General features: G+C 33.8%; 14 protein-coding genes. 9 read left to right on the top strand and 5 right to left on the bottom strand.

Annotated elements, in window-relative coordinates; all coding sequences use genetic code 11:
• Positions 1-675: 675 nt before the first annotated feature.
• Positions 676-990, bottom strand: coding sequence for a helix-turn-helix domain-containing protein (locus EKL97_RS16120; protein ID WP_126462742.1), 315 nt, complete (start codon positions 988-990; stop codon positions 676-678).
• Positions 991-1,414: 424 nt separating this feature from the next.
• Here EKL97_RS16120 and EKL97_RS13275 point away from each other — a divergent pair, with 424 nt between their 5' ends.
• From EKL97_RS13275 to EKL97_RS13245, 7 genes are all read left to right on the top strand, one after another.
• Positions 1,415-5,623, top strand: a complete 4,209-nt coding sequence (locus EKL97_RS13275; RefSeq protein ID WP_126462739.1) for a two-component regulator propeller domain-containing protein — start codon at positions 1,415-1,417, stop codon at positions 5,621-5,623.
• Between the two features lie 212 nt (positions 5,624-5,835).
• A complete protein-coding gene (locus EKL97_RS13270; RefSeq protein ID WP_126462735.1) occupies positions 5,836-8,931 on the top strand; it encodes a SusC/RagA family TonB-linked outer membrane protein in 3,096 nt (1,031 codons plus the stop codon).
• Positions 8,932-8,954: 23 nt separating this feature from the next.
• Positions 8,955-10,430 carry a RagB/SusD family nutrient uptake outer membrane protein gene (locus EKL97_RS13265; protein WP_126462732.1) on the top strand — a complete coding sequence of 492 codons (1,476 nt, stop codon included), beginning with the start codon at positions 8,955-8,957 and terminating at the stop codon, positions 10,428-10,430.
• A 163-nt stretch (positions 10,431-10,593) separates the two neighbouring features.
• On the top strand, positions 10,594-12,300 hold the full coding sequence (locus EKL97_RS13260) for a hypothetical protein (protein WP_126462729.1): 1,707 nt from the start codon (positions 10,594-10,596) through the stop codon (positions 12,298-12,300).
• 47 nt (positions 12,301-12,347) lie between these two features.
• The gene (locus tag EKL97_RS13255) at positions 12,348-13,406 is read left to right on the top strand and encodes a glycoside hydrolase family 130 protein (RefSeq protein WP_126462726.1); all 1,059 of its coding nucleotides are present in this window, start codon (positions 12,348-12,350) and stop codon (positions 13,404-13,406) included.
• On the top strand, positions 13,406-14,695 hold the full coding sequence (locus tag EKL97_RS13250) for an MFS transporter (protein WP_126462724.1): 1,290 nt from the start codon (positions 13,406-13,408) through the stop codon (positions 14,693-14,695). The genes EKL97_RS13255 and EKL97_RS13250 overlap by 1 nt, the downstream gene beginning before the upstream one ends.
• Positions 14,696-14,744: 49 nt before the next feature.
• The gene (locus EKL97_RS13245) at positions 14,745-16,472 is read left to right on the top strand and encodes a hypothetical protein (RefSeq protein WP_126462722.1); all 1,728 of its coding nucleotides are present in this window, start codon (positions 14,745-14,747) and stop codon (positions 16,470-16,472) included.
• Between the two features lie 347 nt (positions 16,473-16,819).
• On the opposite strand, the gene EKL97_RS13240 is transcribed toward EKL97_RS13245, so the two are convergent.
• From EKL97_RS13240 to EKL97_RS13225, 4 genes are all read right to left on the bottom strand, one after another.
• Positions 16,820-17,365: a hypothetical protein gene (locus EKL97_RS13240; protein WP_126462719.1), complete on the bottom strand. Its 546-nt coding sequence runs from the start codon at positions 17,363-17,365 to the stop codon at positions 16,820-16,822.
• Between the two features lie 161 nt (positions 17,366-17,526).
• The gene (locus EKL97_RS13235; protein ID WP_126462716.1) at positions 17,527-18,774 is read right to left on the bottom strand and encodes a type II toxin-antitoxin system HipA family toxin; all 1,248 of its coding nucleotides are present in this window, start codon (positions 18,772-18,774) and stop codon (positions 17,527-17,529) included.
• Positions 18,775-18,965: 191 nt separating this feature from the next.
• The gene (locus EKL97_RS13230) at positions 18,966-19,256 is read right to left on the bottom strand and encodes a helix-turn-helix domain-containing protein (protein WP_126462714.1); all 291 of its coding nucleotides are present in this window, start codon (positions 19,254-19,256) and stop codon (positions 18,966-18,968) included.
• Positions 19,257-19,455: 199 nt separating this feature from the next.
• Positions 19,456-19,803, bottom strand: a complete 348-nt coding sequence (locus EKL97_RS13225) for a hypothetical protein (protein WP_126462711.1) — start codon at positions 19,801-19,803, stop codon at positions 19,456-19,458.
• A gap of 404 nt (positions 19,804-20,207) precedes the next feature.
• On the opposite strand from EKL97_RS13225, the gene EKL97_RS13220 reads away from it, so the two are divergent.
• Positions 20,208-21,557, top strand: coding sequence for a sigma-54-dependent transcriptional regulator (locus EKL97_RS13220; RefSeq protein WP_126462709.1), 1,350 nt, complete (start codon positions 20,208-20,210; stop codon positions 21,555-21,557).
• A gap of 26 nt (positions 21,558-21,583) precedes the next feature.
• Positions 21,584-25,870 (top strand): PAS domain S-box protein, encoded by a 4,287-nt coding sequence (locus EKL97_RS13215; RefSeq protein WP_126462706.1) that lies wholly within the window; start codon positions 21,584-21,586, stop codon positions 25,868-25,870.
• Positions 25,871-25,916: the final 46 nt, after the last annotated feature.

Raw genomic sequence — 25,916 nt, 5'->3', positions numbered from 1 at the left:
GAAATCAGATTACAATAATGTCAATGAACATAATACTAACCAGCTGGTTTTCAACTTATTTTAAGTGGACACTAGTGCTATTATTTATAAAAAAAATAAAATATTAGCATAAAACTCGAAGACATGAAATATAACCTCAGAACAAATTATAAGAAAACAGATCATGAAATAATGCTACGTCAGGAATGCGCAATTCTTGCGAAATGATATGGCAGACTTACAATATATGTAGTTTTTATGAATTAGCTAATTGGTTCGGCAAGGAAAGTGTAGATTGTCTTTTGGCTGATAGAGAGTTTGTCGGGGGAAAATGGTTAGCGTTTTTAAACCAAAACAACATTTGGTATTACATCAGAATCAGAAATAATTTCAAAATTTATTCGTACCAAAAACAGGAAGAGATTAAGGCTTTTTGGTTGTTCAATAATTTGAAAACAGGCAATTTTTATCATTATCCGAAAACGCTATCTTTCAGGGAGTAAAACCATTGACCGAAACGGAAAAATGGAGTTTTTAATTATTGTTTCATTCAATAAACCCGAACAAACAATGGTTTATTATAAATAAAGTGGCAGGTTCAAACTCTTTTTAGAGGATTAAAAAGTAGTGGCTTTAATATAAAAATACACATGTGGCCGATTTAGAAAGGCAGTCAAAATAATTAATTCTGTTTTTTTAGCATTTTATTCGGATGTTCGGGATAGTATATTTCTTTCTTTCAACATAATTCTTGCTAATATTAACTTCAATTGGAATATTATCTTTTATGAAAAAAATTTCCGCGTCAAAAAATAGTATATCGAAAACAGAGACCGATAAAACTTCTGCAATTTGAACAACTCTCGAAATTGTTAAATCAATTTCACCTCGTTCAATTTTTCCATAGCCACTAGTACTCATTTCTAATTCTGCAGCAACAAAATCACGTGTTAAGTTTTTCAGTTCTCTTATTTTTTTAATATTAATATGCCTACGAAAGTACCTCACCATTCCTTTATTAGATTCCCACTCAATCGAACATCTTCAAAATCTTTTCCTCTTAAATAATCTATTATTTTTTTGTGTTTTCATCTTCACCTTCAATTTTGAATTTCACTTCATTTTAATATTATTTAAATTTTTGTCATTAATTATACTCATAAGGCTTTTGGATGAATTGATTAAACTGAGATTAATAATAGGATATCCAAAGTTTCCCTTCTAAATAGTATGTGTTTTAGCGTTTATCTTATTCTATTTCTTCTTTTTTGTGTACATTTGGACACCTAGTTATATCGATTTCGGTATGTTTTATTTTAGATATATGTTTTTAAGCATATTCCCTTTTGAATATTTGTGCTACTCATATTCAAAAAAAATCTTTTTATTCTAAAGTAAATATTATCATTATAAATTAAAAAAAAGATTTGCCAAATTGAAAATAAGAAAGATAGTTGTTGGTTTTATTTTTATGGGATTTATTGCCTGTAACAAGAAAGAGGAATCAGCATCTTTGGACGATTCAAAAAAAGTTAGTCCATTAATAGCAAGATCAAAAACTGACACTATCAATTTGTCCTTACTAGATTCTTCTAGGAGAGGTGATTTAAAATATTCTCTAGAGCAACTTGATAATACTAAGGGACTTTCCAATAGCTCTGTGAATACTATTTTTCAAGATTCTGAAAATTTACTTTGGGTTGGGACTTGGGATGGGTTAAACCGATATGACGGGACTAATTTCAAAATTTTCAGACCCGAAATTAATAAAGAAAATAGCCTTAGTAATCAGGTCATTCTTAAAGTAGACGAAGATGATTTGGGTAGGATCTGGATCTTGACAATGCACGGAATTAATCAATATAACAAAAAAACGGATCGTTTTGAACGTTATTATTTTTCCAGAAAGAATAGCCCTCCATTATCGGAATCAGAATTCAATATGGCACTTGATCCATCCAAAAAAGTCTTTTGTGCCGTAAAAGACTGGGGAATTGGTTATTTCGACGGTACGGCTTTTCAATTATTAAGTTCTAAAAATCTTCCTAGAAAATCCGTTAAAAAAATGGAATTTACATCTAAGGGCGATTTGATCGTATTGTTTGAAGATCAAGAACTTTATTCCTTGTCTATTGAGAATGCCAAAGCAAACGGAAAAATAATTTCAAAAACAGCCTTGATTTCTGTCAATATTAGAACGTTTGAAATAATGTCTAATCAGAAAATAGTTGTTATTCCGACCTCAGGGAAAGTTATATTACATTCCATGTCGGATAAAAAAAACAAGGAAATTCCAGTACAAAATATAGAAAACAGTATTGGTCATGTGCCTGAGGGTCTTGTTTTATCTAGCCATTCGGGTTATCGTATTATTGATAGTTTGGGAAATGTCTTCACTAAACCCTGGTTGAAATATCTCAAGAATCAAAAAGTGACTGCTTTGATTCAAGGGAGTGAAAATGTGATTTGGACCGGTACTGATGGGGATGGAATTTTTAAAATGTATCCGCTTAAAAAACCATTCAATCTAATTTCAAAAACACAAATTCCTGAACTGGATGGTGGTATTGTGAGGGCATTTTTAGAAATAAAGGGAAATTCATTTTGGGTAGGAACAAAAGGAAAAGGACTGTTTCGATTGGCTCCTAATTTTTATCAAAATCCGGATAAAACGTTAGAATATAAAAATTTTAACGAAAACAATAGCCTTATTAATAATGCGGTGTTTTCTTTATGCAAAGGACAAGATGGGCTTGTTTTTATAGGAACCGATGGAAATGGAATTACTGTTTACGACTTGGCAAAATCAAAATTAGTCAGTTGGTCAGAAATTCTGGGAAAGGAACAATGCCACTATTTCAAATCTGTTTATGCCATTTATCAGGATAAAAAAGGATTCATTTGGCTTGGAACGAATGGTTATGGGATGATTCGTTGCAAAATTGAGCGTTCTGGAGAAAACCTGAAAGTAAGTCAGTTTAAGATATACCAAGCTGATAATAAAGAAAAAAATGCTTTAAGCAGTAATATTATTTACTCCATAGTACCCGAGAAGGAGAACCAACTTTGGATAGGAACCCGATTGGGAGGTTTGAATCTTTTTGACAAAATAACAGAAAAATTTCAAACTTACAAAAACATAAAAGGTGATCCAAAAAGCCTATCCAATAATGATATATTGAGTTTGAAAAAAGATGGAGAAAATAGGCTTTGGATAGGAACCAGTTTTGGTTTAAATCTTTTAGATCATTTAGGAAGCGATGGCAGGGCTATTTTTAAAAGTTATACTACCAATCAAGGTCTCCCAAATAACACCATTCATGGGATTGTTTCGGATTCGAAATCTAATCTATGGTTAAGTACTAATTTTGGACTGTCCAACTTTGTTCTAGAAGAATCAAAGTTTATCAATTACACTAAAAATGAAGGCTTGCAAAACAATGAATTTGCTGATGGAGCATTTTACCAAGATCCAAAATCAGATTTTATTTTTATGGGAGGAATAAAAGGGTTTAATTATTTTCTTCCTCAAAATATAAAAGAATCCTCTGTAATTCCTGATATTTTAATTGATAAAATTAGTGGACAAAACCAAGCAGTTCCCTATTATCAGGGATTGGTTATTTCGCCTGATTCGGATACACATCCGTCTATTGTTTTAGATCATAATCAAAACTTTTTTGATATTGAGTTGGCCGCATTAACTTATATTAACAGTGAAAAATGCCAATATGCCTACCAACTGAAAAAATTTGATAAGGAATGGAATACAATCAATAACCGAAGAATTATTTCCTTTACGAATGTTCCCAGAGGGAATTATTCCCTGTGGATAAAGTGGTCTAATAGTGACGGTGTTTGGAGTGATCCGGTTCATGCAATTGACATCCGAATTAAACCCGTTCTCTGGCAATCGAATCTTGCCTTTGTAATTTATACTGTATTGGCTGTGCTTTTCATCTTGTTTGTACTCAGTTATTACAAGAAACGCCAATCTTTGAGCCAAAATATTCTTTTTAGAAAACGGGAAGAAGAGCTACATGAAAACCGCCTTACCTTTTTTACTAATATAGCCCATGAGTTTCAAACGCCTTTGACCTTGATTGTAGGTCCCATACAAAAGTTGTCTGAAACGACAAATTTGAGTGAAAAGAATCAGAAGTTTATTCAGATGATTCAGAGAAACACTTCAAGATTACTGTTCTTAACACAGCAATTACTCGAATTTAGAAAAGCCGAATATGATTATTTAGAAGTAAGTGTAAAAGAGTTTGATCTGGTGAATTTAGTAGAACAAATTGCGGAACTATTTGATGAATGGGCGCTCAGTAAAAATATTAATTACCATCTGGATATTCCGTCTGAATTGTTGGCTTGGTTTGACAAAGATAAAATTGAGAAAATAGTGTTTAACCTGATGTCAAATGCATTTAAATATACCCCAGTTAATGGTAAAATTGACCTTAAATTTCATATTGAGGACGGGGATCCAAAACGACTAAATATCACGATAGTTAATACAGGAAAAGGAATTTCGCAAGAAAAATTAGATTCTTTATTTGATCGATTTTTTCTTTCTGACACAAATAAAGGAACCGATAATGATCTGTTTAGAACCGGTATTGGGCTCGCTTATATTAAAAAACTTGTTACCGTCTTGAGAGGCGAAATTATTGTTTCAAGCATTGCAAATGAAAAAACAATCTTTACGATTCTATTACCTTGCAGCAAAGAAGTATTTAGTGAAAAAGAATTGGATACAGAGTTAAGCCCTATTTTGATTTCTCACCATCTCAAAAATATTCTGGAAGAAAATCCTAAGATATCGGATACTATAAACCCTAAAATAGCATCTCTTACAATTCTGGAAGACCATCGTAAAACAATATTAATTGTTGAAGATGAAAAAGACATTCATCTCTTTTTGAATGAATTACTAGGAGAAAAGTATAGAATTATTGTCTCCTATAATGGCTTAGAAGCGTTGAATATTCTTGAAATTCAAATTCCGGATCTTATTATTAGCGATATAATGATGCCTTTTATGGATGGCGTAGCACTTTGTGAAAAAGTAAAAAAAGAAATTAAGACTTGTCATATTCCATTTATCATGCTTACTGCCAAAGATTCGGTTTTACAACGAATTGAAGGAATTGAAAGCGGTGCTAATTCTTATATTCCAAAACCCTTTCATCCAGATCATCTTTTAATCCGAATTCAAAAACTGCTGGAAGAAAAAGAACAAATACATAAATATTTTACTCAGGATACTCTTATCGAGAACCTCACAAATCTTCCCATAGAAAAGGAAGAAAAAGACTTTGTGAAAAAGGTAATTGAGTTAATTCGAAAAAATATTGACAATGAGAATCTTCAAAGTTTATTCATCGAAAAAGAATTAGGTATTAGCAGTTCTCAATTATATCGAAAAATAAAACAGATTTTTGGTTTTACACCAGGAGATTTAATTCGGACAATACGCTTAAAACATGCTGCAGAACTTTTGCGTAAAAATGTATTGACGGTTTCGGAAGTATGCTACCAATCAGGTTTTAATAATCGTTCCTATTTTTACAGGGAGTTTAAAAAAATGTATGATAGCACTCCAAAAAACTATCAATTTAAGTACAAAGCTAAGTACTAATTATTATTTTAAACATCTGTAAATCAATGCGTTTTTGATTCGTGTACACTTTTGATGAAATAGTGTACATAATTCTATGTGTCCTCCTGCTAATTTTATAAAATGATTTATGAATTATAAACCAAAAAACCATTAATGCATTTAATTAACCTAATTTTTATGAACATGAAAAAAAATATTCTAGTTAATAATCAATTTAATACTTTCTTATCATGAAAAAAAGTACTGTTTATACTTTGTTTTTACTTTGGACCATATTATCAGGGAGTGCATTGTATGCCCAAACCATAAAAGGGATTGTATCAGATAAAAATGGTCCCATACCACAAGTAAATGTAATCGTTAAAGGAACAACAACAGGAACGGTAACTGATATTGATGGTAGTTTTACCATTTCTACAGTGAATTCTAACGCTATCCTTGTCATTAGTTATCTTGGCTATCTAAGCCAAGAAGTACCTGTATCAGGAAGAACAGATTTAATTATTACCCTAAAAGAAGACTTGAATTCTTTAAATGAAGTAATTATAGTTGGGTACAATAGCCAAAAAAAGGCATCCATAAGTAGTGCCGTTTCTATGGTAGATATGGAGAGCCTTTCAAAAACAAAAGTACCCGATGTGGCACAAGCTTTACAAGGACAAATAGCTGGTGTTTTTGTAGCTGCAAATACGGGAGCTCCTGGTGATGGTATTAAAATTCGAATAAGAGGAGAAGGAACATTAGGAAATAACGATGTTTTATATGTTGTTGACGGCGTTTCTACTCGCGATATTTCTTTTCTTAATCAATCGGATGTGAAATCGATGACGGTATTGAAGGATGCCGCCGCAGGAGCAGTCTATGGTTCAAGAGCTGCTGGAGGAGTGGTGGTTATTACAACCAAAAGCGGACAAAAAGGGAAATCAACAATTAGTGCCGATTATTACTCGGGACTTCATTTTGCAACGAATCTCCCTAAAATGTTAAATACAGATCAATACTTAACGGTAAAAGATCAGGCTTGGCATAATACTATAGGGAATTCTTCCTCGGCAATTAGCCCTTATGTAGCAGACAGAAGCAGAAGTGATTTAGCCAATACAAATTGGCAGGATGAATTGTTTACAACTGGGATTTCAAAAAATTTCCAAGCTTCAATTAGTGGAGGTTCTGAAAATTTGCAATACTTAATTTCAGGAGGTTATTTTGGAATGGATGGAATTGTAGTAGAAAACCATGATAAATACCAGCGTGTAAATTTTAGAGCAAATATTAATGCGAATGTTTCAGATCGGTTTAATGTGGGAACTAATCTCCAGATTAGCCATGCAAAACAAGACAAATTATCTTCCAGTGGAGATGCACCGGGTATCATTCGCCATGCTTTATTGCGTTCGCCAATATTAGGGGTTTATAAAGACATTAATGATCCCACCTATTCTGCAAGCAATCCATATACGGATTTACCTTTCTATACGGGACCTGATAATGGATGGAGTCAAAATTATGAATTTACTTCAAACCCAATTGCTATAGTCCATTTTACAGATGACAAAAGAAATACGTTTCAAACATTTGGAAATGTATATGGAGAATATGCTTTCTTAAAAGATAATTCTTTAAAATTTAAAAGTAATGTGGGTGTTGATATTCAATTTACCCATAACAAAAATTTCGCTCAAAATTTTGGAGATGCTAATATCAGTGATGTCAATAATACTTATTATGGTCTGGGAAGAAATAATAGACCTAATGTACTAGATGAAAATAGAGGTCAAGGTATGACATTCACTTTTACGAACACTTTAAACTATGTAAAAACAATTAATGAAAAGCACAGCGTCAATTTATTGTTAGGTCAGGAAAGCATTACTAGCGATGCTGCTGCAATAGGCGGTAGCAGACAAAATTTTGATAACACTTCTGACTCTTTCAGATATCTTGATTATGGTGGTCAAGGTGTTTTAGATGCCGATGGGAATGTAATAAGAGCCTTTCCATATAGTTCTGGTTCAGCGAGCAATTGGGCTCTTTTATCTTATTTTGCTTCGGGTACTTATGGATTTAATAACAAATACTTTGCAACTGCTACCATGAGAGCTGATGCCTCTTCCAGATTTGGAGCCAATAATAAATGGGGCTATTTTCCATCTGTTTCTGGTGGGTGGATAGTATCAAAAGAAAATTTTATGTCTAAAATAGATTGGATTTCTAACTTAAAATTAAGAGCCAGTTGGGGGCAATCAGGCAATCAGGAAATACCGAATAATGCTTTTGAAACTCTAGTTTCAACAACAGGCGGAATAGTCAACATCATTCGATACGGGAATCCTGATCTTAAATGGGAAACTACAACTCAAACTAACTTTGGATTGGATTTGAGTATCCTTAAAAATAAACTTTCATTGTCAACGGATTACTTTGAAAAAAACACAACTGATATTCTATTATCGGTAAACTTGCCAGCGGTTTCTGTTGGTGTAATTGAAAGTACAATTGTAAATGCAGGGGCTGTAAGTAATAAAGGATTTGAACTTGGTTTAAATTTTCAGGATAATGATCATGCTTTTAAATATAATATAAATGCAAATGTTGCCACATTAACTAATAGGGTGAATAAACTTCAAACTTATGTGAAGAATATTATTGATGATGGGACCCATACAAAAACGGAAGTTGGACAAGCCATTAGTTCCTATTATGGTCTTGTATTTGACGGCATTTATCAAAACGATACTGAAATAAATACTACTTTATTTTCAAACTCAAATAATACACAGCCCGGGGACATTAAGTTCAAGGATTTAAATGGAGATGGTCAGATTAATGCTGATGATAGAGCTATTATAGGAAATCCTATTCCAAAAATGACCTATGGTTTTTCATTTTCGGGAGAATACAAAAATTTTGATATTTCATTCTTATTACAAGGGGTAGAAGGAGTGGATCGTTACAACGATTTGAAGCAAATTTTAAATTACGATAGTCGTCCATTCAACTCTATGGTTTCGGTGCTGGATAGCTGGCATGGTGAAGGGACCAGTAATACAACACCACGAGTTACTTTCAATAATAATGGAGGAGGAAATGTTTCCAGTGTTTTTGTTGAAGATGCTTCTTACCTTAGATTAAAAAATATTGAAATAGGATATACGTTTGATAGTAAGGTTGTTGGAGTTAAAAATTTACGTATTTATGCTTCAAGTCAAAACCTTTTCACAATTACAAAATACACAGGATTAGATCCAGAATCAACTTCATTGATTGATAAAGGAACCTACCCTCAATCAAAAGCATTTATTTTGGGACTTCAAGTTCAACTTTAATTCAACTTTTAAAATATTAAATTATGAAAAAAATATTTATAGCATCAATCTTTATGAGCTTATTGTTTGCAGTTAGCTGCCAAGATGAGCTTACTACTGATCCCATAGGAGCAACAACTTTGAAGCAGGCAAATACTACTCCAACTCTTACTTCGGTAGAGCTTTCGGTAAACTCATCCTACTACTTACTTTCAAATAGTTTAAATCTTTTGGCACAATGGGATTGGAATGGAGGGCTTGTTTTTCAAAATGATTATGTAATGCAGGACATTGCTTCTGACGATATGGAAAAAAAATGGAATCCTGACGGAGATCAGCCTTGGATGGATGATATCAATAATTATACTTTTACTTCTACTAATGGCGGACCAAACGGATTATGGAAATATGATTATGAAGGAATCAAAAGAACTAATATTGCTATTGGTTTCTTAACAAGATCTGACATTGAGTCTGTTACGGGTATCACTTCTGAAAGAAAGAATCAACTCTTGGGAGAAGCTTATTTTTTAAGATCCTATTATTATTTTTCATTGGTGACTAATTTTGGTGACGTGCCATTAATTTTGGCTCCTGTTCAAACCTATCAAGAAGCTTTTACGAATGCCATTCGAGCTGACAAAGCATTAGTCTGGGGCAGTATTAAAGCCGATTTAGTATTGGCAAAAGGGCTTTTGCCAAATTCAAAATACAGCTCAACTACTGAAAAATGGAGAGTCTCAAAGGGAGCCGTAATCGCTCTTCAGGCCAAAGCAGCAATGTATACACAAAACTGGGCAGAAGTAATCACTCTTGTAAACGAATTGACTCCGCTTGGATATAGCCTGAATGCTAATTATTTTGATAGTTTTAGCACCGAGTTTACAGATTTGGAGGTTATTTTTGCGTTTAATCATCAAGGAGTGCAGACTCCCAGAAAAGGAAATGGAATTTGTGCACCATTAGATTGGGGATTCTTTGCTCCCAGTACAGACTTTCTTAATTCCTTTGAGGTTAATGATCCCCGAAAATTATATACTGTAAATACTACAAATCGCAATGTAAATAAAATGTTAGGAAGCTTAGATGGAACGAATAAAGGCAATGATGAAGCACCTAATAATAAAATTTACATGCGTATGGCCGATGCTTTACTTTGGAAAGCAGAGGCGCTTAACGAAACGGGTGATTATTCTGGAGCGATTGCTATAATTAACCAAATAAGAGCCAGAGCCAGAACTACGGTAAATGCACTTGGTTTAGTTCCGCCAAGCGGCACATTATTAGACAGAGCTAATTCTTCTGACAAAGCAGTTGTCAAAGGCTGGTTGATTTCAGAAAGAAGAGCCGAACTCGGGTTTGAAAATCAAAGAATGCTGGATTTAAAAAGATGGGGAATTGCGAAAGCAGTTATGACCGCTCATGGGAAAAATTTTCAAGACCGACATATGTTGTATCCAATCCCTCAATCAGAAATTGATGCCTCTGCAGGTCTTTTGATACAAAATCCTGGATATTAGACAATAAAGTTTGGTTAGCGAATTAGTTAGTTAGTTAGTTAGTACCATTGAGAAGTAGTAGTTAAATACTAAAAATTACTGCTTCTTTTTTTAAACAAATTATGAAATAACTCTTTATTCGGAATCAGAGAATCAATATAATCCAGCATTAAAAAATAAAAACATGATAAAAAGCAAAATAGTTTTTTTTATTGCTCTGGCGACTTTTCAATTAGGATATGCACAAAAAGCCGCAGAACAAATTTCAATTCGTTTGGTTGATGCAATGCCTAATATGCCGACGCCCTACAAGATGAAGGATTGGAAAAAAGTAACAGCGCAACAAGATTCGCTTTTATATGATTTTAATGCTAAGGGACCACTTCTGCCATTAATTTGGTGGGATGATAATAAAGTAAATGTACCCATTCGTTCTTTCGGGATTCCAAGTTATGTTGGTGCTTCAAGAAATATGAATAAACAGTCTAGCTATGAATCATTACCCGTAATTGGTTCTGTTTTGGGTGCGTCATTGGTAGGAATTGATAAAAGTAATTACAACGGAATTGATTTTGTATCAATGTGTCGACAATTTTATAATACTAAAAACGGAGAAAATTTAGTTATGAATTCTGTTGACAGAAAAACAGGTGAAACCTTTTGGTATGATATTTTTCCAGGAATGGCGTTCAATATGCTCGTGGACCAATATCCTAAAAAAAAGGAAATCGCTGACATCATGAAATTGAATGCCGATAAGTGGATTGTCTGTATAAATAGATTATCCAAAGAAAAAAAATATCCTGATTTTAATTTCACTGCTTTCGATTTTAAAACTAACAAGGGAGTTTATAACGGTGTTTGGCATGAGCCAGATGCAGCTGCGGGTTTAGCATGGCTTGAATTTACCGCTTGGAAAAAATGGGGAGATGCTTCCTATCTTCAAGCGAGTAAATCCTGTATGGATTATTTACAAAACCGACCAGAAAAAGAAGGTGCTTATTATGAGATCATGATGCCTTATGGTGCATACATGGCAGTACGAATGAATGCTGAATTAGGAACAAAATACGACGAAATAAAACTATTGAATTGGTGTTTTGACGGGCAAAACTCCGACCGTAATGGATGGGGTGTAATGGCTGAAAAATGGGGGCAATATGATGTTGATGGTTTAGTGGGGCAAAAAAAAGAGGAACAATATGCTTTCGCAATGAACACCTTTTCGCAAGCGGCAGCATTGGTTCCAATTGTAAAATATAATCCTTCTTATTCTAAAACCATTGGAAAATGGATTTTGAATTTATCAAATTCCAGTCGACTTTTCTATAGCGATGAACATCCAAAAAACAGACAAACCAGTGCCGTATGGCAGGGAGATCCAAACCATGTGATTTGCTATGAGGGTCTTCGCAAAGATTTAGATCATGGCAATGGTTTTGAAGTTTATAAAGATGTATTGGCAAATGAAGGTCCTTATGCTTTGGGTGATCAGATGAAACAATATTCCTCAGCTACCGATTTGTGTCCTTATGGATCAGCTTGGGTTGGAATGTTGGCCTCAATTGTTGACACGACAAATGTGGAAGGAATTCTGAAAATAAACTGTAATGCAACCGATTTCTTTTCTTCAAGAGCATTGCCTACGTTTTTGTTTTACAACCCTTATAAAGAAATAAAAAATGTATCCTTTAATGTAGGGAACAGTTCCGTAAATATTTATGATAGTGTATCAAAAAAATATATTGGACGAAAGGTTATTGGAAATTTTAATTTCAAATTAAATGCAAATACAGCTATGACACTCATATTAGTGCCATCAGAAATAAAAACATCCATGAAAAATAAAACACTTATCGCAGGAACAAATATCATCGATTACCATTATTAATTTTGAAGTACACTATTTAAATTAAAAACACAATTACACTATAAAAAATGATCGATATCGCAAAACGTTTTACACAAAATCCCTTATTATCACCGGCAGCTCTTCCTCCTAGTAGAGAGGGTCTAGAAATTACCTGCTTGCTTAATCCTGGAGTATTTCAATTTGAAGGAAAAACGTGGCTTTTGGTTAGAGTTGCTGAAAGACCCAAACAAAAAGAAAATATCATTTCGTTTCCAATACTAACGGAAACAGGGGCGATTCAAATTATTGAAATCCCAACAAATGATCCTGAATTAGACGCCAGTGATGCTAGAGTCATTAATTATAAAGGGGTTGATTATTTGACGACACTATCGCATCTTCGATTAGTATGTAGTGAGGATGGAATCGAATTTCATGAACCAGAAAATTATCCTCCTTTGGTTGGCGAAGGTATGTTGGAGACTTTTGGAATTGAAGATTGTCGTGTCGCTTTATTGGACGGAAAGTATTATTTGACCTTTACGTCTGTTTCTCCAAATGGTGTTGGCGTTGGTTTACGCACTACCACCGATTGGAAAAATTTTGAATCGCATGGAATGATGTTGCCTCCGCATAATAAAGATTGTGCCATCTTTGATGCGAAAATTAATGGTTTGTATTACGCCTTACACCGTCCAAGCAGTGTGGATATTGGTGGGAACTATATTTGGATTACGTCCTCTCCTGATGGTTTGCACTGGGGAAATCACCAGTGTATTATTAAAACCAGAGCCGGGTTGTGGGATAGTAAAAGAGTGGGTGCAGGTGCTGCCCCTATAAAAACAGAAAAAGGTTGGTTGTCTATTTATCATGGGGCTAACGCCTCGCATCAATATTGTTTGGGTGCCTTTTTAATGGATTTAGAAGACCCTACTAAAGTAATTGCACGAACAGAAGGTCCTATAATGGTTCCAACAACAAGTTATGAATTGAGTGGTTTTTTTGGAAACGTAGTTTTTACTAACGGACATATTGTGCAGTCAGACGGAGATACTATCACTATTTATTATGGTGCTTCCGATGAGTTTGTTTGTGGTGCAGAATTTTCGATCAAAGACATTTATTCACTTTTAAAATTTAACTAATGTTCCAGAAACTAAAAACCGAAATTGGTCATTTTAAAAGTCAGACGCACAATTTTCAAATATTAGTACTTACAAATCTGGTGTATGCCATCGTTTTACCAGTAATAGATATTTTTGTGGCTGCTTATGTAATGCGAAGTTCCAATGATCCCGTTAAGGTGGTTATTTATCAACTGACAATTTATGCAGGGATTCCACTCACTTTTTTACTAAATGGTTATTTATTAAAACACTTCAACATTAGAAAACTATATTCAGCTGGAATGATGCTCAGTGGTGTTTCTATGATGATTATGATGTCCTTGAAGACCCTTGATTTAGTAGGAATAGGATTTGCTGGAATTACTATGGGATTGTCTTTTGGTTTTTATTGGTCTAACCGAGATTATTTGGCATTGGCCATAACTAATGATACAAACCGAAATTATTATTATGGTTTGGAAACTTTTTTTTACACGATTATTGCTGTTGTCATTCCGATTACTATAGGTTGGTTTATTGAATCTAGCGGGGATACCGCACAAATTCATACTGCTTATTTAATCATTACCGGAATTGTGTTTTTAGTAACTGTCATTGCCTCTATAGTTTGTTTTAGGGGGACGTTCCAAAATCCAATACAGAAAAAATATGTGTTTTTTAAATTTCACCAACTCTGGTATAAGTTGTTGTCATTATCCTTATTGAAAGGTTTGGTACAGGGTTTTCTTGTAACAGCCCCCGCCATGTTAATCATGTTATTGATAGGAAAAGAAGGAGCATTGGGTACAGCACAATCCATTGGAGCCATAATTGCAGCCGTAATTATGTATGTTATAGGAAGAATTGCAAAACCTTCAGACCGAATTAAGATATTTACAGCAGGACTCGTTTTGTTTGCTTTAGGAGCAGTGGTCAATGGATTATTATTCAATCAAACGGGTGTTATTATTTTTATTTTATTATTATTGATTGCAAAACCGCTGATGGATTTGGCCTATTTTCCAATCCAATTTAAGGTAATCGATATTGTTTCAAAAATTGAAAAAAGAGGAGAATTTGCTTATATTTTGAATCATGAGGCAGGATTATTTGCAGGTCGCTTTTTGGGAGCAGGTACTTTTTTGGTTTTGGCCTATACTATCTCAACCGAAATTGCCTTACGATATGCAATTGTAATTGTAGCGGTATTGCAGTTGAGTTCTATTTTTGTCGCCAAAAAAATTATTGCAGAAGGAAATTTACTTTCTCCAGATGAACCTGAAATTGATAGTAAAGTTATGAAGGAAGTTGCAGAGAAAATTGTTTAAATACAGAATCAAAAAATAAATTTTTATTTATAATTAAATCAAACAAATAATGAATACTATTTTCAAAATCACTTTGACAAGTCTATTTTTTATCCTTTGCGTACTAAGTGGTTCAGCACAAATAAAGCAAAAAAATATTGCTCGTGTAGATCAAATGCCCAACTTGCCGAAACCATTTCAAATAATAGATTATAAGAAAATGGCGGTCCGTTTTGACAGTACCGTATATGATTTCAACGCTAAAGGTAAATATTGGCCATTGGTATGGATTGACAAGAGCCAAAATAATTTTCCTCAAGATGTTGTTGGTTTGTACACTGCTGTTGGCGATGTAAGACAAGGGCCTTCTAATAATAAAGGAATGTTTCACGAATCGTTGGCTACTATGGGAGCTACTTTAGGTGCTAGTTTAGTAGGTATTGATAAAAGCAATCAAGAGAATCGGAATCATGTCAGTATGATGAAAAATTATTTTAATACTGAAACGGGTTGGGACATTATGATGAATAATACTAGTCCAGAGGTTGCTTTGTTAGGAGGAGGTTATGGGAGAGACTGGTGGTATGATATTTATCCAAATCTGTTGTTTTATGCTGTTTATGATCAATATCCGAACGAGCCTGGTTTTGATGTTATTGCGAGAAGTATTGCTGAAAAATTCTTCAAAGCTGATTCGATATTGAATGGGAATTATAATTATTCTTATTTTGATTACGGTAAAATGAAACCAATGAATAATAACATCTGTGCCCAACCCGATGCAGCTGCTGGACATGCCTGGGTATTGTATTCTGCTTATAAAAAGTTTGGAGATCCAAGATATTTAAAAGGAGCCAAAAGTGCCTTATCTGCACTACAATCTCAATCTATAAATCCAACCTATGAATTATTAATGCCTTTTGGTGCTTATTTGTCCGCCCGAATAAATGCTGAAGAGGGGGAAGATTACGACACTGCTAAGATGTTGGAGTGGACTTTCGATGGAACCGCCATTTGCCGGGAAGGTTGGGGCGTATTAGTAGGCAATTGGAATGGATTTGATATTTCAGGAACAGTGGGAAGTACGGTGGATCACGGAGGATATGGTTTTTTGATGAATACCTATGATATGGCTTGGCCAATGGTTCCAATGGTTCGTTACAATCAATCGTATGCCACGGCAATTGGTAAATGGATGTTGAATGCCGCGAATGCTTCTCGATTTTTCTATCCGCAATACATGCCTGATGAACATGAAACGATTCCACAATTGGCAGAGGTTACTAAAGGAGTTATCGGATATGAAGGTATCATTCAACAATCCAGTTATAAAGCGTATGAAAATTTAAAAGGGCCTGTTGCGCAAGGAGATGGTCCACTATGGGTAGCGGGTGAAAATCCTCAAGAATCTCAATTTAGTGTTTATGGAAGCGGACATGTGGGTATTTTTGGAAGTATTATTCGAGCAACAAATGTGAGTGGAATTCTACAATTAAATTTATTGGCTACCGATTTTTTTAAAGACAAAGCCTATCCTTCTTTTTTATATTACAATCCTCATAGCAATACTAAAAAAGTTATTATACAAACAGAGCAGGGAAAAAAAGTAGATTTATATAATACAGTATCCGGACGTTTTGTTGCTCGAAAGGTTTCTTCGTTGGCCAAAATAAAGATTGCCCCAGAAAGTGCTGCAGTTATTATTTGTGTCCCTTCAGGCGGAGCAATTACGTATGAAGGTTCTAAGATGTTGGTTGACGGAATTGTTGTAGATTATAATTTTCAACAAAAAAAATAAAATTTTGATAGGAAGTTTTGAATTATGACGCTCTTTTTACGGGCACCACTTTTACTAAAATTTGAATACCTAATTATGAAAAACTGTAACTATTTATATTTCAAGGTAAGTAAACTTCAAAGAGCTGATTTAAAACTGTATTATAAAAGCGAGTAAATAACTACTATAGCTTCGAGGTCAGAAGACCTCGAAGAGCTGGTATTATTGAAAAAATCATAATAACTTTTTCTATCTTAAGCCTACGGCATTTTAAACTCGAGAAACACCAACATATCTCTCAATTTAAAAAAGTTGTTGATAATTTTAATTGCTTTACATAGGAGCATAGCTGTTAGTGGTAGTAGTATTTATTCTTCCAGATTATTCTTCGGTTTGTTTTTGGCCAAGTTTGATATTACAATTGTAATTAGTAACGAAAATATTAAGCCTAAAATCCACTTATTTAAATCCACAACGGTTTCAACTTTATCCTTTATTAATTCAATTTGTAACTCGTTTTCTTTTTTGATATTTTCAATATCTTTATTCAAAAGTGGAATTGTTAATGACTTCTCAGGATTTTCGATAATAATATTATTCAATGTCTCAATCTTCTTTTCCAAATCTTGAATTCGCTCTTCACTTGGTGACGAAATGGAAATAGTTGAATCTTTTGTTCTCAGCCTATTCTCTAACTCAGATATACGCTCCTGAAGTTGTATATTTTGATTTTCTATTTTTAACTTTTGAGTGTCATTTTTTATAAAAAGAGTTTCGAGAAAGTAATACGAAATGACTGTTATTCCTAGAATAGAAATTAGAGTTGAAAAGAAATTGAAGACTTTTTGAAACTTTCTTTTTTTAGTTTCCTCACCAAATTTTTTTTGTAGGTCATTAAATTCCTGTTTGTTCATATGAATTTCTTTTTAGATATAAGTTCTGAAATATTAGCGCTAACGTTCTGGTTTGGAGTAATTGTTCATTTGCTAATAGGAATGGGCACGGAATGCAATTCCGCGCGAACGGGTTAACGTTGTAATTATTTTGTCGAAAGATGATTCTATCATAATGATGTTCAGGAATTAAATGCTTTTACCATCAATTCTTGTTCTCCTCTTGAAATACCTATTTCACTAGCAATGTTTTTCCAATTGCTTGTTGCTTGGAGTACTTCTTGTATGATGGTTTCCATTTGTTCTTTGTTTAGGCGGAAATATTCTCCAACACTTTTTGCTAATTCGAAATCGAGGTCGTTATTATCGGTATCGATATTTAAAGCCAAACCATCCTTTTCAATTGAGGGGTTTAGGTCATAGGCTGGTGACAATATCCAACCTTCTTTGGTCAGGATAAAGCCGTGGTTTCTTAAATGGTCATCTGTGTTTGAAATAGCTATGTTAAATACTATTCTGCGCCATAATTGGTATAAGTTAGCTACTATATTTGTTCCATGATTACTAATAAATTCGGCTATGTCTAAATAGCTTGCCGGATTGTGCCGGATTGTATCTTCATTGTTTCCAGTCATGGTCATTGCGGATGCAAAGTGTATTCTTTCTCCGTTTACCCTGTCGAAGCGTTTTGTGAAAAATGTATGGTAGTTCCCCATTATTTTTTCGATACGACATGGTGCCATTTCTATACCCGCATTTATTGCCAATTTATAGGATAGGAATTCCCAGGCACCTTTGTCTGTGGTGTCGGTTTTGGATGGGAATTTGGCAATCCACAGGCTTTTATCATTGTCTAAGATATTGGCTTTTGGTCTAGCTCCTCCGAGTGAAGAACCTGGTGCCATCAACACAGATAGCCATTTTTTTACCTCATCATTGTCATCGTCATTTTCAAAATTAGCAGCTGCATTTTGTAGTTCGCGAATGGATGACCAAGGCGGTGTTGAAGCTGTTTTGTTGTTGTCTAAGAAATCTCCTTCCGGATTTATTTTGAAGCGTAATGCTCCCATACGACTTTCATCGTAAACACCTAACAGAAAATCAATATCATAGAGTGTTGGTGCTTTTTCTCCTTCTTCTTTTGCCCATTGCGCCGCTCTCCGCTTCATCAGTGTTCTTCCCCAAGTGTCGGGCATACTGTCCAAAAAGATTCCGAAGTTTTCTTTTTTGTTTGGGTATTGTGGTCCACCATATAATTGAATGTCCGGGTCTAACAGGAATTTTTGTTCTGATTTTATCCAGTCTTTATTGTATTCAAAGCTGAATGCTTTTTTGCCTTTAGCTTGTTGTGCTGATAAGATGCCAATTATCTTGGGTTCAGGTAAACCCTTCCAATGTGCATATACGTATATTTCAGTTTTTATAGACATCTTATATTGTTAAATTGAGATTATACCAGACTGCCACTGGCAGTCCTCCTCTTAAAATCAAATATTGCAAATGTGCGTAAACGTATATGTCGGTTTTGTTAGTTGCCATTTTATATTATTAATTTACCACCCCGCCCTTTGGGCACCCCTCCAAAGGAGGGGAATTTTAGTGCGAGTTAAGTAGAGTGGTTTTATTTTAGAAGTTCGAGGTCTTGGAGTTTTCTTCCGAGTTCATCGTCTGAAGCTAGTTTTAGGAAATCGTCCTGAAGGCCTAATACTCTGAGTACATTGAAATAAGCACCCATTGCCACACTTGTGTTTCCTAACTCGATTAGGTGTAATGTGGATCTTGAAATGTCGGCTCTCTCCGCGACTTGTATCATAGTGAGTTTTCTTCTTTTACGAGCCATTTTTATGTTTTCTCCCATTTGCTCCAATATCTTGTCATACTTTGGGAATACGGTCTGTTTTTTCGTTGCCATTTTTTAAAATGTTCGTTATTCTGAACAAAAATAGCCTTTATGTTTTAAATAGCAAACATTTGTTTTTTATTTCTTATTTGTTATGATAATAAAGTAATGACAAAGAGTGGCTTTATATTCATCCGAAAGAAGTGTTACTGTTTAAAAAGATACCGCTACAGTTTGGGATAGCTTGAAATAAGTATATAAAATATAATAGTTATTTGTTTACTATTACTTTCAGGTTAATGTCTCCGACTTCCTTTAAATAATTTTCGGTTACCCCAAGTAATGTTAAGATACTTTGAGATGTATTCGTTATGGATAAGCTCGGTTGAACTATAAAAACTTCAAAATTCATTGGTTTACTATTCTTAGCTATTGTCAATAATCTTTCTAAATCAGGTTTAGTTCCTTTTTCTAAACGACTTCTTTCCTCACCACTTCTTGTTTTTATTAGTCTACGTAAAAGATGTTCAAAGAATTCCTTTCCTTTTTTATGTTTCCAATGAATAGATTTTTGTGCTTGACCACATACTTCATAAAAGTTGTCTACACGAGTATTCACTAAACCGTCTTTGGCAAATTTCAGATGATAAAATTATATCAAAAAAATTATAATAAAAGACAGATTATAAGACTTGAACTCCTACATTAAAAAGGCGCAATTCGTAAAATAGCGCCTTTTCTGGATTTATGACTATCCGTTACTAATTCCATTGCGTTTTATTTTGTCATTTCGACGAAGGAGAAATCACATCAGTTGCTCTCGTTATGTGATTTCTCCCTTTGGTCGAAATGACAAAAGAGCTAAATTTCATTTGTAAAATGTAGTTTGGATAAAGTAACGGACAACCATATTTAGATTTAAATTAAAACTTTACAATTAAAAACTGAAAAAATATTTTAATTTTATTTTTTTTGTAATTTTGACGTAAACCAAATCCCAACTTATCAAAACACAAATACCCAATGACCTCCTTAAAAATTTTCTTAATTGAAGACGATCCTTTTTTTGGAGAAGCTTTAAAATACCATTTGAAGCTAAATCCTGATTTTGATATACATCTTTTTAAAACCGGAAAAGAGTGTATCAGTAATTTATATCTAAAGCCAGATATTATATGTTTAGATTTTGGTTTACCTGACATTACAGGGGATAAACTGCTAAAAAAGATTCAGGAAACAAATAACAAAATCCCAATTATTATCATAAGCGGTCAAGATGATATTGAGGTTGCTGTCGACTTTTTAAAATCGGGTGCCAAAGATTACATTGTTAAAAGCGAACACACAAAAGGCTTGCTTTGGAATGCAATCATTAAAATTAGAGAAAATCTTCTATTAGTAAACGAAGTAGAAGAATTAAAAGAACAATTAGAACAAAAATACAGTTTCGAAAAAACGATAATTGGGCAAAGTGATGCCATAAAAAAAATTTTTAATAAAGTAAATAAAGCTATTAATACGAATATCAATGTCTCAATAACTGGAAAAACCGGAACAGGAAAAGAAGTTGTTGCCAAAGCTATTCACTATAATTCAGAAAGGAAAAATAAGCCATTTATCGCCATAAATATGGCTGCAATACCTAAAGAATTAATGGAAAGTGAATTTTTTGGTCACGAAGCAGGAGCTTTTACGGGAGCCAATACCAGAAATATTGGAAAATTTGAACAAGCGAACGGAGGAACAATCTTTCTGGATGAAATTGCCGAATTAGATTTGAATCTTCAAAGTAAATTACTAAGAGTTTTGCAAGAAAGAGAAGTGGTTCGTTTAGGCGGAACTACTAAAATAAAATTTGATGCTCGATTGATAATTGCTACCCACAAAGATTTGGCTCAAGAAGTAAAAAATGGAACTTTTAGAGAAGATTTATATTATAGAATTATTGGTTTACCCATAGAGTTGCCACCACTAAGAGAACGAGGAAATGACACGTTGTTATTAGCCAAATATTTTATTGACTTATTTACAAAAGACAATAAGATGAAACCTATATTCTTATCAAAAGAAGCTAAAGATACACTACTAAGATACCCCTTTCCCGGAAACATTCGAGAATTAAAAGCGGTTATCGATTTAGCGTGTGTAATGTGTGAAAACAACAAGATTTTGCCGGATGACCTTACTTTCAACAGTATCCATAACACCGATTTTTTCCTATCTGTAGAAAAAACTTTAAAAGAATATACTGCCGAAATTATAGCTCATTATTTAAAAAAAAACAATAATGATGTGTTAAAAACAGCAAAAAAGCTAGCTATTGGAAAATCAACCATTTATAATTTAATTCAATCTTCTGAGAATGCCAAATAAACGTAATCATTCAACTTCTTTTAAATATGATGAATAAAAATCTCCCGATACCACAAAATGAAGTAGCTCGTTTAGATGCTTTGGCTCAATACAATATTCTTGATACTTTACCAGAAGAAGAATTTGATCGTCTCACACAATTAGCATCGATAATATGCGGAGTTCCCATTGCATTAATTACTTTAATTGATAAGGACAGGCAGTGGTTTAAATCTAAAATTGGTTTAGAGACACCCGAAACTCCAAGATGTATTTCCTTTTGCCAATATGCAATTAATGATGAATCCTTTTTTGAAATTGAAGATGCAACAAAGGACGAACGTTTTTTAAGCAACCCTTTAGTAACAGATCAACCCAATATCCGATTCTATGCCGGGTATCCATTAATAGATCCCGATGGCTATGCGCTAGGTTCTCTTTGTGTAATTGATAGAAAAGCTAGAAAATTAACTGCCGACCAAAGGCGGGTATTGACACTCTTGGCTAATGAAGTAGTTTCACAAATTGTATCTAGAAAAAAAAATGCTGAAAAGGATAAATTAGAAAAAATGTTCAACCTTTCAATTGATTTGAAATGCGTGGCTGGTACTGATGGATATTTCAAAAAACTTAACCCTGCATTTACACTAACTTTAGGGTGGACAATAGAAGAATTGCTTGCAAAACCGTTTTATGACTTCATTCACCCTGATGATGTTACTACCACTTTTAATGAAATTAAAAAATTAGCAACAGGAGAAAAAACGATAAACTTCGAAAATCGGTTTATAACAAAAAATGGCGATTACCCGTCAATAAGCTGGAATGCTATTTCTGATGAAATAACAGGAGAACTTTACGCAGTTGGACGTGATATTAGCGAACGAAAAAAAGCAGAAGAAAAACTAACGGAATACAAACATTTTTTTTACAACACAGCTAACTTTTCTTGTATTGCAAATGTGGAGGGTTATTTTGAAGTCATTAATTCAAATTTTGAAAAGGCATTAGGTTATAGCGAAAGAGAATTGCTCGAAAGTCAATTTCTGAGTTTCGTACATCCTGATGATATTGATTTAACCCTAAAAGAAATTAAGAAACTGCAAAGAGATGTTAAAACTATAAATTTTGAGAACAGGTATCGCAAAAAAGATGGAAATTATTTGTGGTTCGATTGGCACGCAACTCCCAATCCTGTCACCGGAAAAATTTACGCAATTGCCCGTGATATAACTGAACAAAAAAAAGCAAAAGAGTTGCTAACACAAAGCGAGGAGTATAACCGTTTTATAATGAATTCTTCTCCAAATTCAATTGTAACTATCAATAGCTCCAAGAAAATAACTTTTTGGAATCTACAAGCCGAAACTGTTTTTGGCTGGAAAAAAGAGGAAGTGTTAGGAAAGAACATGATTGATTTATTAATTCCTTCGCGCTACCGGGATACGTGGAACAAAGTAATAGATAAATACCCTAAAAATGAGAAAAATTCATATAGTAATCAACTGCTAGAATTAACTTTACTCCATAAAGCTGGAAACGAATTTTATGGAGAAACTTCCATAACACCAATTGTTCAAGATGGCATACGCTATTACAGTGGCTTTATTCAAGATATTACCAAAAGGAAGGAAGCCGAAAAAAAGCTATCCCAAAGCACAAAATTATTAAAAACGATATTGGCCAACCTTAGATCCGGAATAAGAATGGAAGATCAAAATCGTAATCTGTTATTTGTTAATCAACACTATTGCGATATGCGTAATATCGATAGTAAACCAGAGGAATTGGCTGGTACGGATGGTTCAAATGCAGTAAATGAGGCACCATTGTTTTTTAAAGATGCAGAACGCTTAATTATAAAAACGAATAAAACATTAATTGATAGAAAACTTGTTATAGGAGAATTACTGGAAACCTTGGACAATCACTTTATAGAGCGCGATTACATCCCCTTGTTTGTTGATAATGAATTCAAAGGGCAGCTCTGGAAATATAACGATGTTACCGAAAAAGTACAAACCCAAAAACTATTGGAACAAAGTGAAGAGCGCAATCTCTTAATTATGAATTCTTCACTAAATTCAATAGTTACTATCGATAGTGCCAAGAAAATCACGTTTTGGAATCATCAGTCTGAAATTGTTTTTGGATGGAAAGAGGAGGAAGTATTAGGAAAAGTCTTTACAGACTTTATGGTTCCTACCCGTAATAAAGAACTTTGGGATAATTCCATATACCAGTATTTAAGTGAAGGACATACTGAGTTCTTGAATAAACAAGTAGAGCTTTACGGAGTAAATAAGGCCGGAGATGAATTCCTTACCGAAATTACCATCACTCCTATGACACAAGATGGAGAAACTTTTTTCTGTGCTTTCATTCAGGATATTTCCGATAAAAAGGCAGCAGAAAATATTCGAAAAATTCAAGAGGAGAAATTCCAAAACGTAATAACACACATGAACCTGGGATTGATAGAAGTGGACAATAACGAGATTATTCAATATGCAAACCAGAGTTTTGCCGCCATAATAGGTTACGAAATAAGCGAACTTGTAGGCAGAAATTTAATAGATTTTTTTGATTGTCAAGACAATTTGGACATCCTTACTTCCAAAATCAAACTCAGACAACAAGGCGTTTCAGACATCTATCAAATCCCGATCAAAAATAAAAGAGGGGAACTGAGATGGTTGACAATTAGTGGAGCTCCCAACTACGACAACAAAGGAAATGTAATAGGTTCGATAGGAATTCATCTGGATATAACAGACCAAAAAAAATTGGAGTCCGATCTTGAAAAAGAAAAAACAAACGCGTTAAAATCGTCCAAAGCCAAAGAAGTATTCTTGGCCAACATGAGTCACGAAATACGAACGCCCCTTAATGCAATTGTAGGTTTTTTAAGGGAATTAGATAAATTGGAACTTACCGGGCTTCAAAAGGACTATATCAATAACTGCTCCATAGCCTCCAAGCATTTACTGGCCATCATCAATAATATTTTAGATATTTCAAAAATCGAATCTGGAGAAATGAGTCTTGAATCTGTAGATTTTGTCTTTGAAAAATCCATTTCAAATGTTACAACAGTGTTGCATCCAATGCTGAAACAAAAAGGATTGGATTTTAACATCACTATTTCAAAAGAAATACGAAATGTATTGGTAGGAGATGCTATGAGGCTGCAACAAATTTTATACAACCTTGTTGGTAATGCCATAAAATTCACTAGTACAGGCAGTATTTCAATTAATTGTGAAGTTGTTGACGACAGCACTTTCTCCCAAAAATTAAAAATTTCGATATCGGATACCGGGATAGGAATGGAAAGCAGCTTTGTTTCGACTATTTTTAATAAATTTTCGCAGGAAGTTAAAGAAACCACCCGGAAATATGGTGGTACAGGTCTGGGCTTGCCGATCACCAAGGAGCTTGTCGAGTTAATGGGCGGCACAATTGAGATCGAAAGCGAAAAAAATAGGGGAACAACTATTTGTCTATACCTCAATTATCCCAAGTCAAGCAAGGAAAATGCCGTTGACCTTGATATTGTTAAACCCGTTATCAGATTAAAAAATATTTCAATTCTTCTGGTTGAAGACAATTATTTGAACCGAATGGTGGCCCAAAATTCTTTGCAATATTATAATTGCGAAGTAACCGAAGCTGAAAATGGCCTGGAAGCCGTCGAGATTTTGAAAAATAAAACCTTCGACATTATTCTTATGGATATCCAAATGCCAATAATGGGTGGTATCGAAGCAGTCCTAATTATTAGAAACGAACTAAATATTACAACGCCGATTATTGCGCTTACCGCAAATGCATTTAAAACAGAAATTGATAAATGCAAAAAAGCAGGCATGAACGACTATGTCGCCAAGCCTTTTGATGAAGACATTTTAATTGAAACCATTGCAAAATATACCGTGAACAAAATAACATCCGTTGCTGAACCAGAATTTCCAGAAACAGCTTCGATTGAGAAACTTTATAATTTGACGACATTACAAAACTTGAGCAGAAACAACAATGAATTTGTGCTTAAAATGGTCGGTGTCTTTGTGGAACAAACAATAGCAACTATTGAAAAAATAGATGCAGCGTTGGAATCAAATAATTTTCTGGAAATTAGCCAATTAATCCATAAAATTAGACCCAGCACCGATCATATGGGTGTTCTGTCTATTCAGAGTGAAATGAAAACTTTAGAAAAAATAGCAAAAGAAACACAAAATAAAGGGCAAATTACAACTATTTATATCTTGGTAAAAAAAACATTACAACTTGTAATTTCCCAACTTCAGAAAAATGAATTAAACGCATAAAGTTTTCTTTTTTATTGAAAATAATAGCTATATCTGTCATTGCGAA

Origin of the sequence: Flavobacterium sp. LS1P28, assembly GCF_003970335.1 — a bacterium.
Lineage (GTDB): Bacteria > Bacteroidota > Bacteroidia > Flavobacteriales > Flavobacteriaceae > Flavobacterium.
This window is presented reverse-complemented; position numbering and strand designations above follow the sequence as displayed.

What these genes read in the sequence shown, in the direction of transcription:
- EKL97_RS16120 (WP_126462742.1), bottom strand. Translation starts at nt 990, where the DNA reads ATGGTGAGGTACTTTCGTAGGCATATTAATATTAAAAAAATAAGAGAA.
- EKL97_RS13270 (WP_126462735.1), top strand. Translation starts at nt 5,836, where the DNA reads ATGAAAAAAAGTACTGTTTATACTTTGTTTTTACTTTGGACCATATTA.
- EKL97_RS13265 (WP_126462732.1), top strand. Translation starts at nt 8,955, where the DNA reads ATGAAAAAAATATTTATAGCATCAATCTTTATGAGCTTATTGTTTGCA.
- EKL97_RS13260 (WP_126462729.1), top strand. Translation starts at nt 10,594, where the DNA reads ATGATAAAAAGCAAAATAGTTTTTTTTATTGCTCTGGCGACTTTTCAA.
- EKL97_RS13255 (WP_126462726.1), top strand. Translation starts at nt 12,348, where the DNA reads ATGATCGATATCGCAAAACGTTTTACACAAAATCCCTTATTATCACCG.
- EKL97_RS13250 (WP_126462724.1), top strand. Translation starts at nt 13,406, where the DNA reads ATGTTCCAGAAACTAAAAACCGAAATTGGTCATTTTAAAAGTCAGACG.
- EKL97_RS13245 (WP_126462722.1), top strand. Translation starts at nt 14,745, where the DNA reads ATGAATACTATTTTCAAAATCACTTTGACAAGTCTATTTTTTATCCTT.
- EKL97_RS13240 (WP_126462719.1), bottom strand. Translation starts at nt 17,365, where the DNA reads ATGAACAAACAGGAATTTAATGACCTACAAAAAAAATTTGGTGAGGAA.
- EKL97_RS13235 (WP_126462716.1), bottom strand. Translation starts at nt 18,774, where the DNA reads ATGTCTATAAAAACTGAAATATACGTATATGCACATTGGAAGGGTTTA.
- EKL97_RS13230 (WP_126462714.1), bottom strand. Translation starts at nt 19,256, where the DNA reads ATGGCAACGAAAAAACAGACCGTATTCCCAAAGTATGACAAGATATTG.
- EKL97_RS13220 (WP_126462709.1), top strand. Translation starts at nt 20,208, where the DNA reads ATGACCTCCTTAAAAATTTTCTTAATTGAAGACGATCCTTTTTTTGGA.
- EKL97_RS13215 (WP_126462706.1), top strand. Translation starts at nt 21,584, where the DNA reads ATGATGAATAAAAATCTCCCGATACCACAAAATGAAGTAGCTCGTTTA.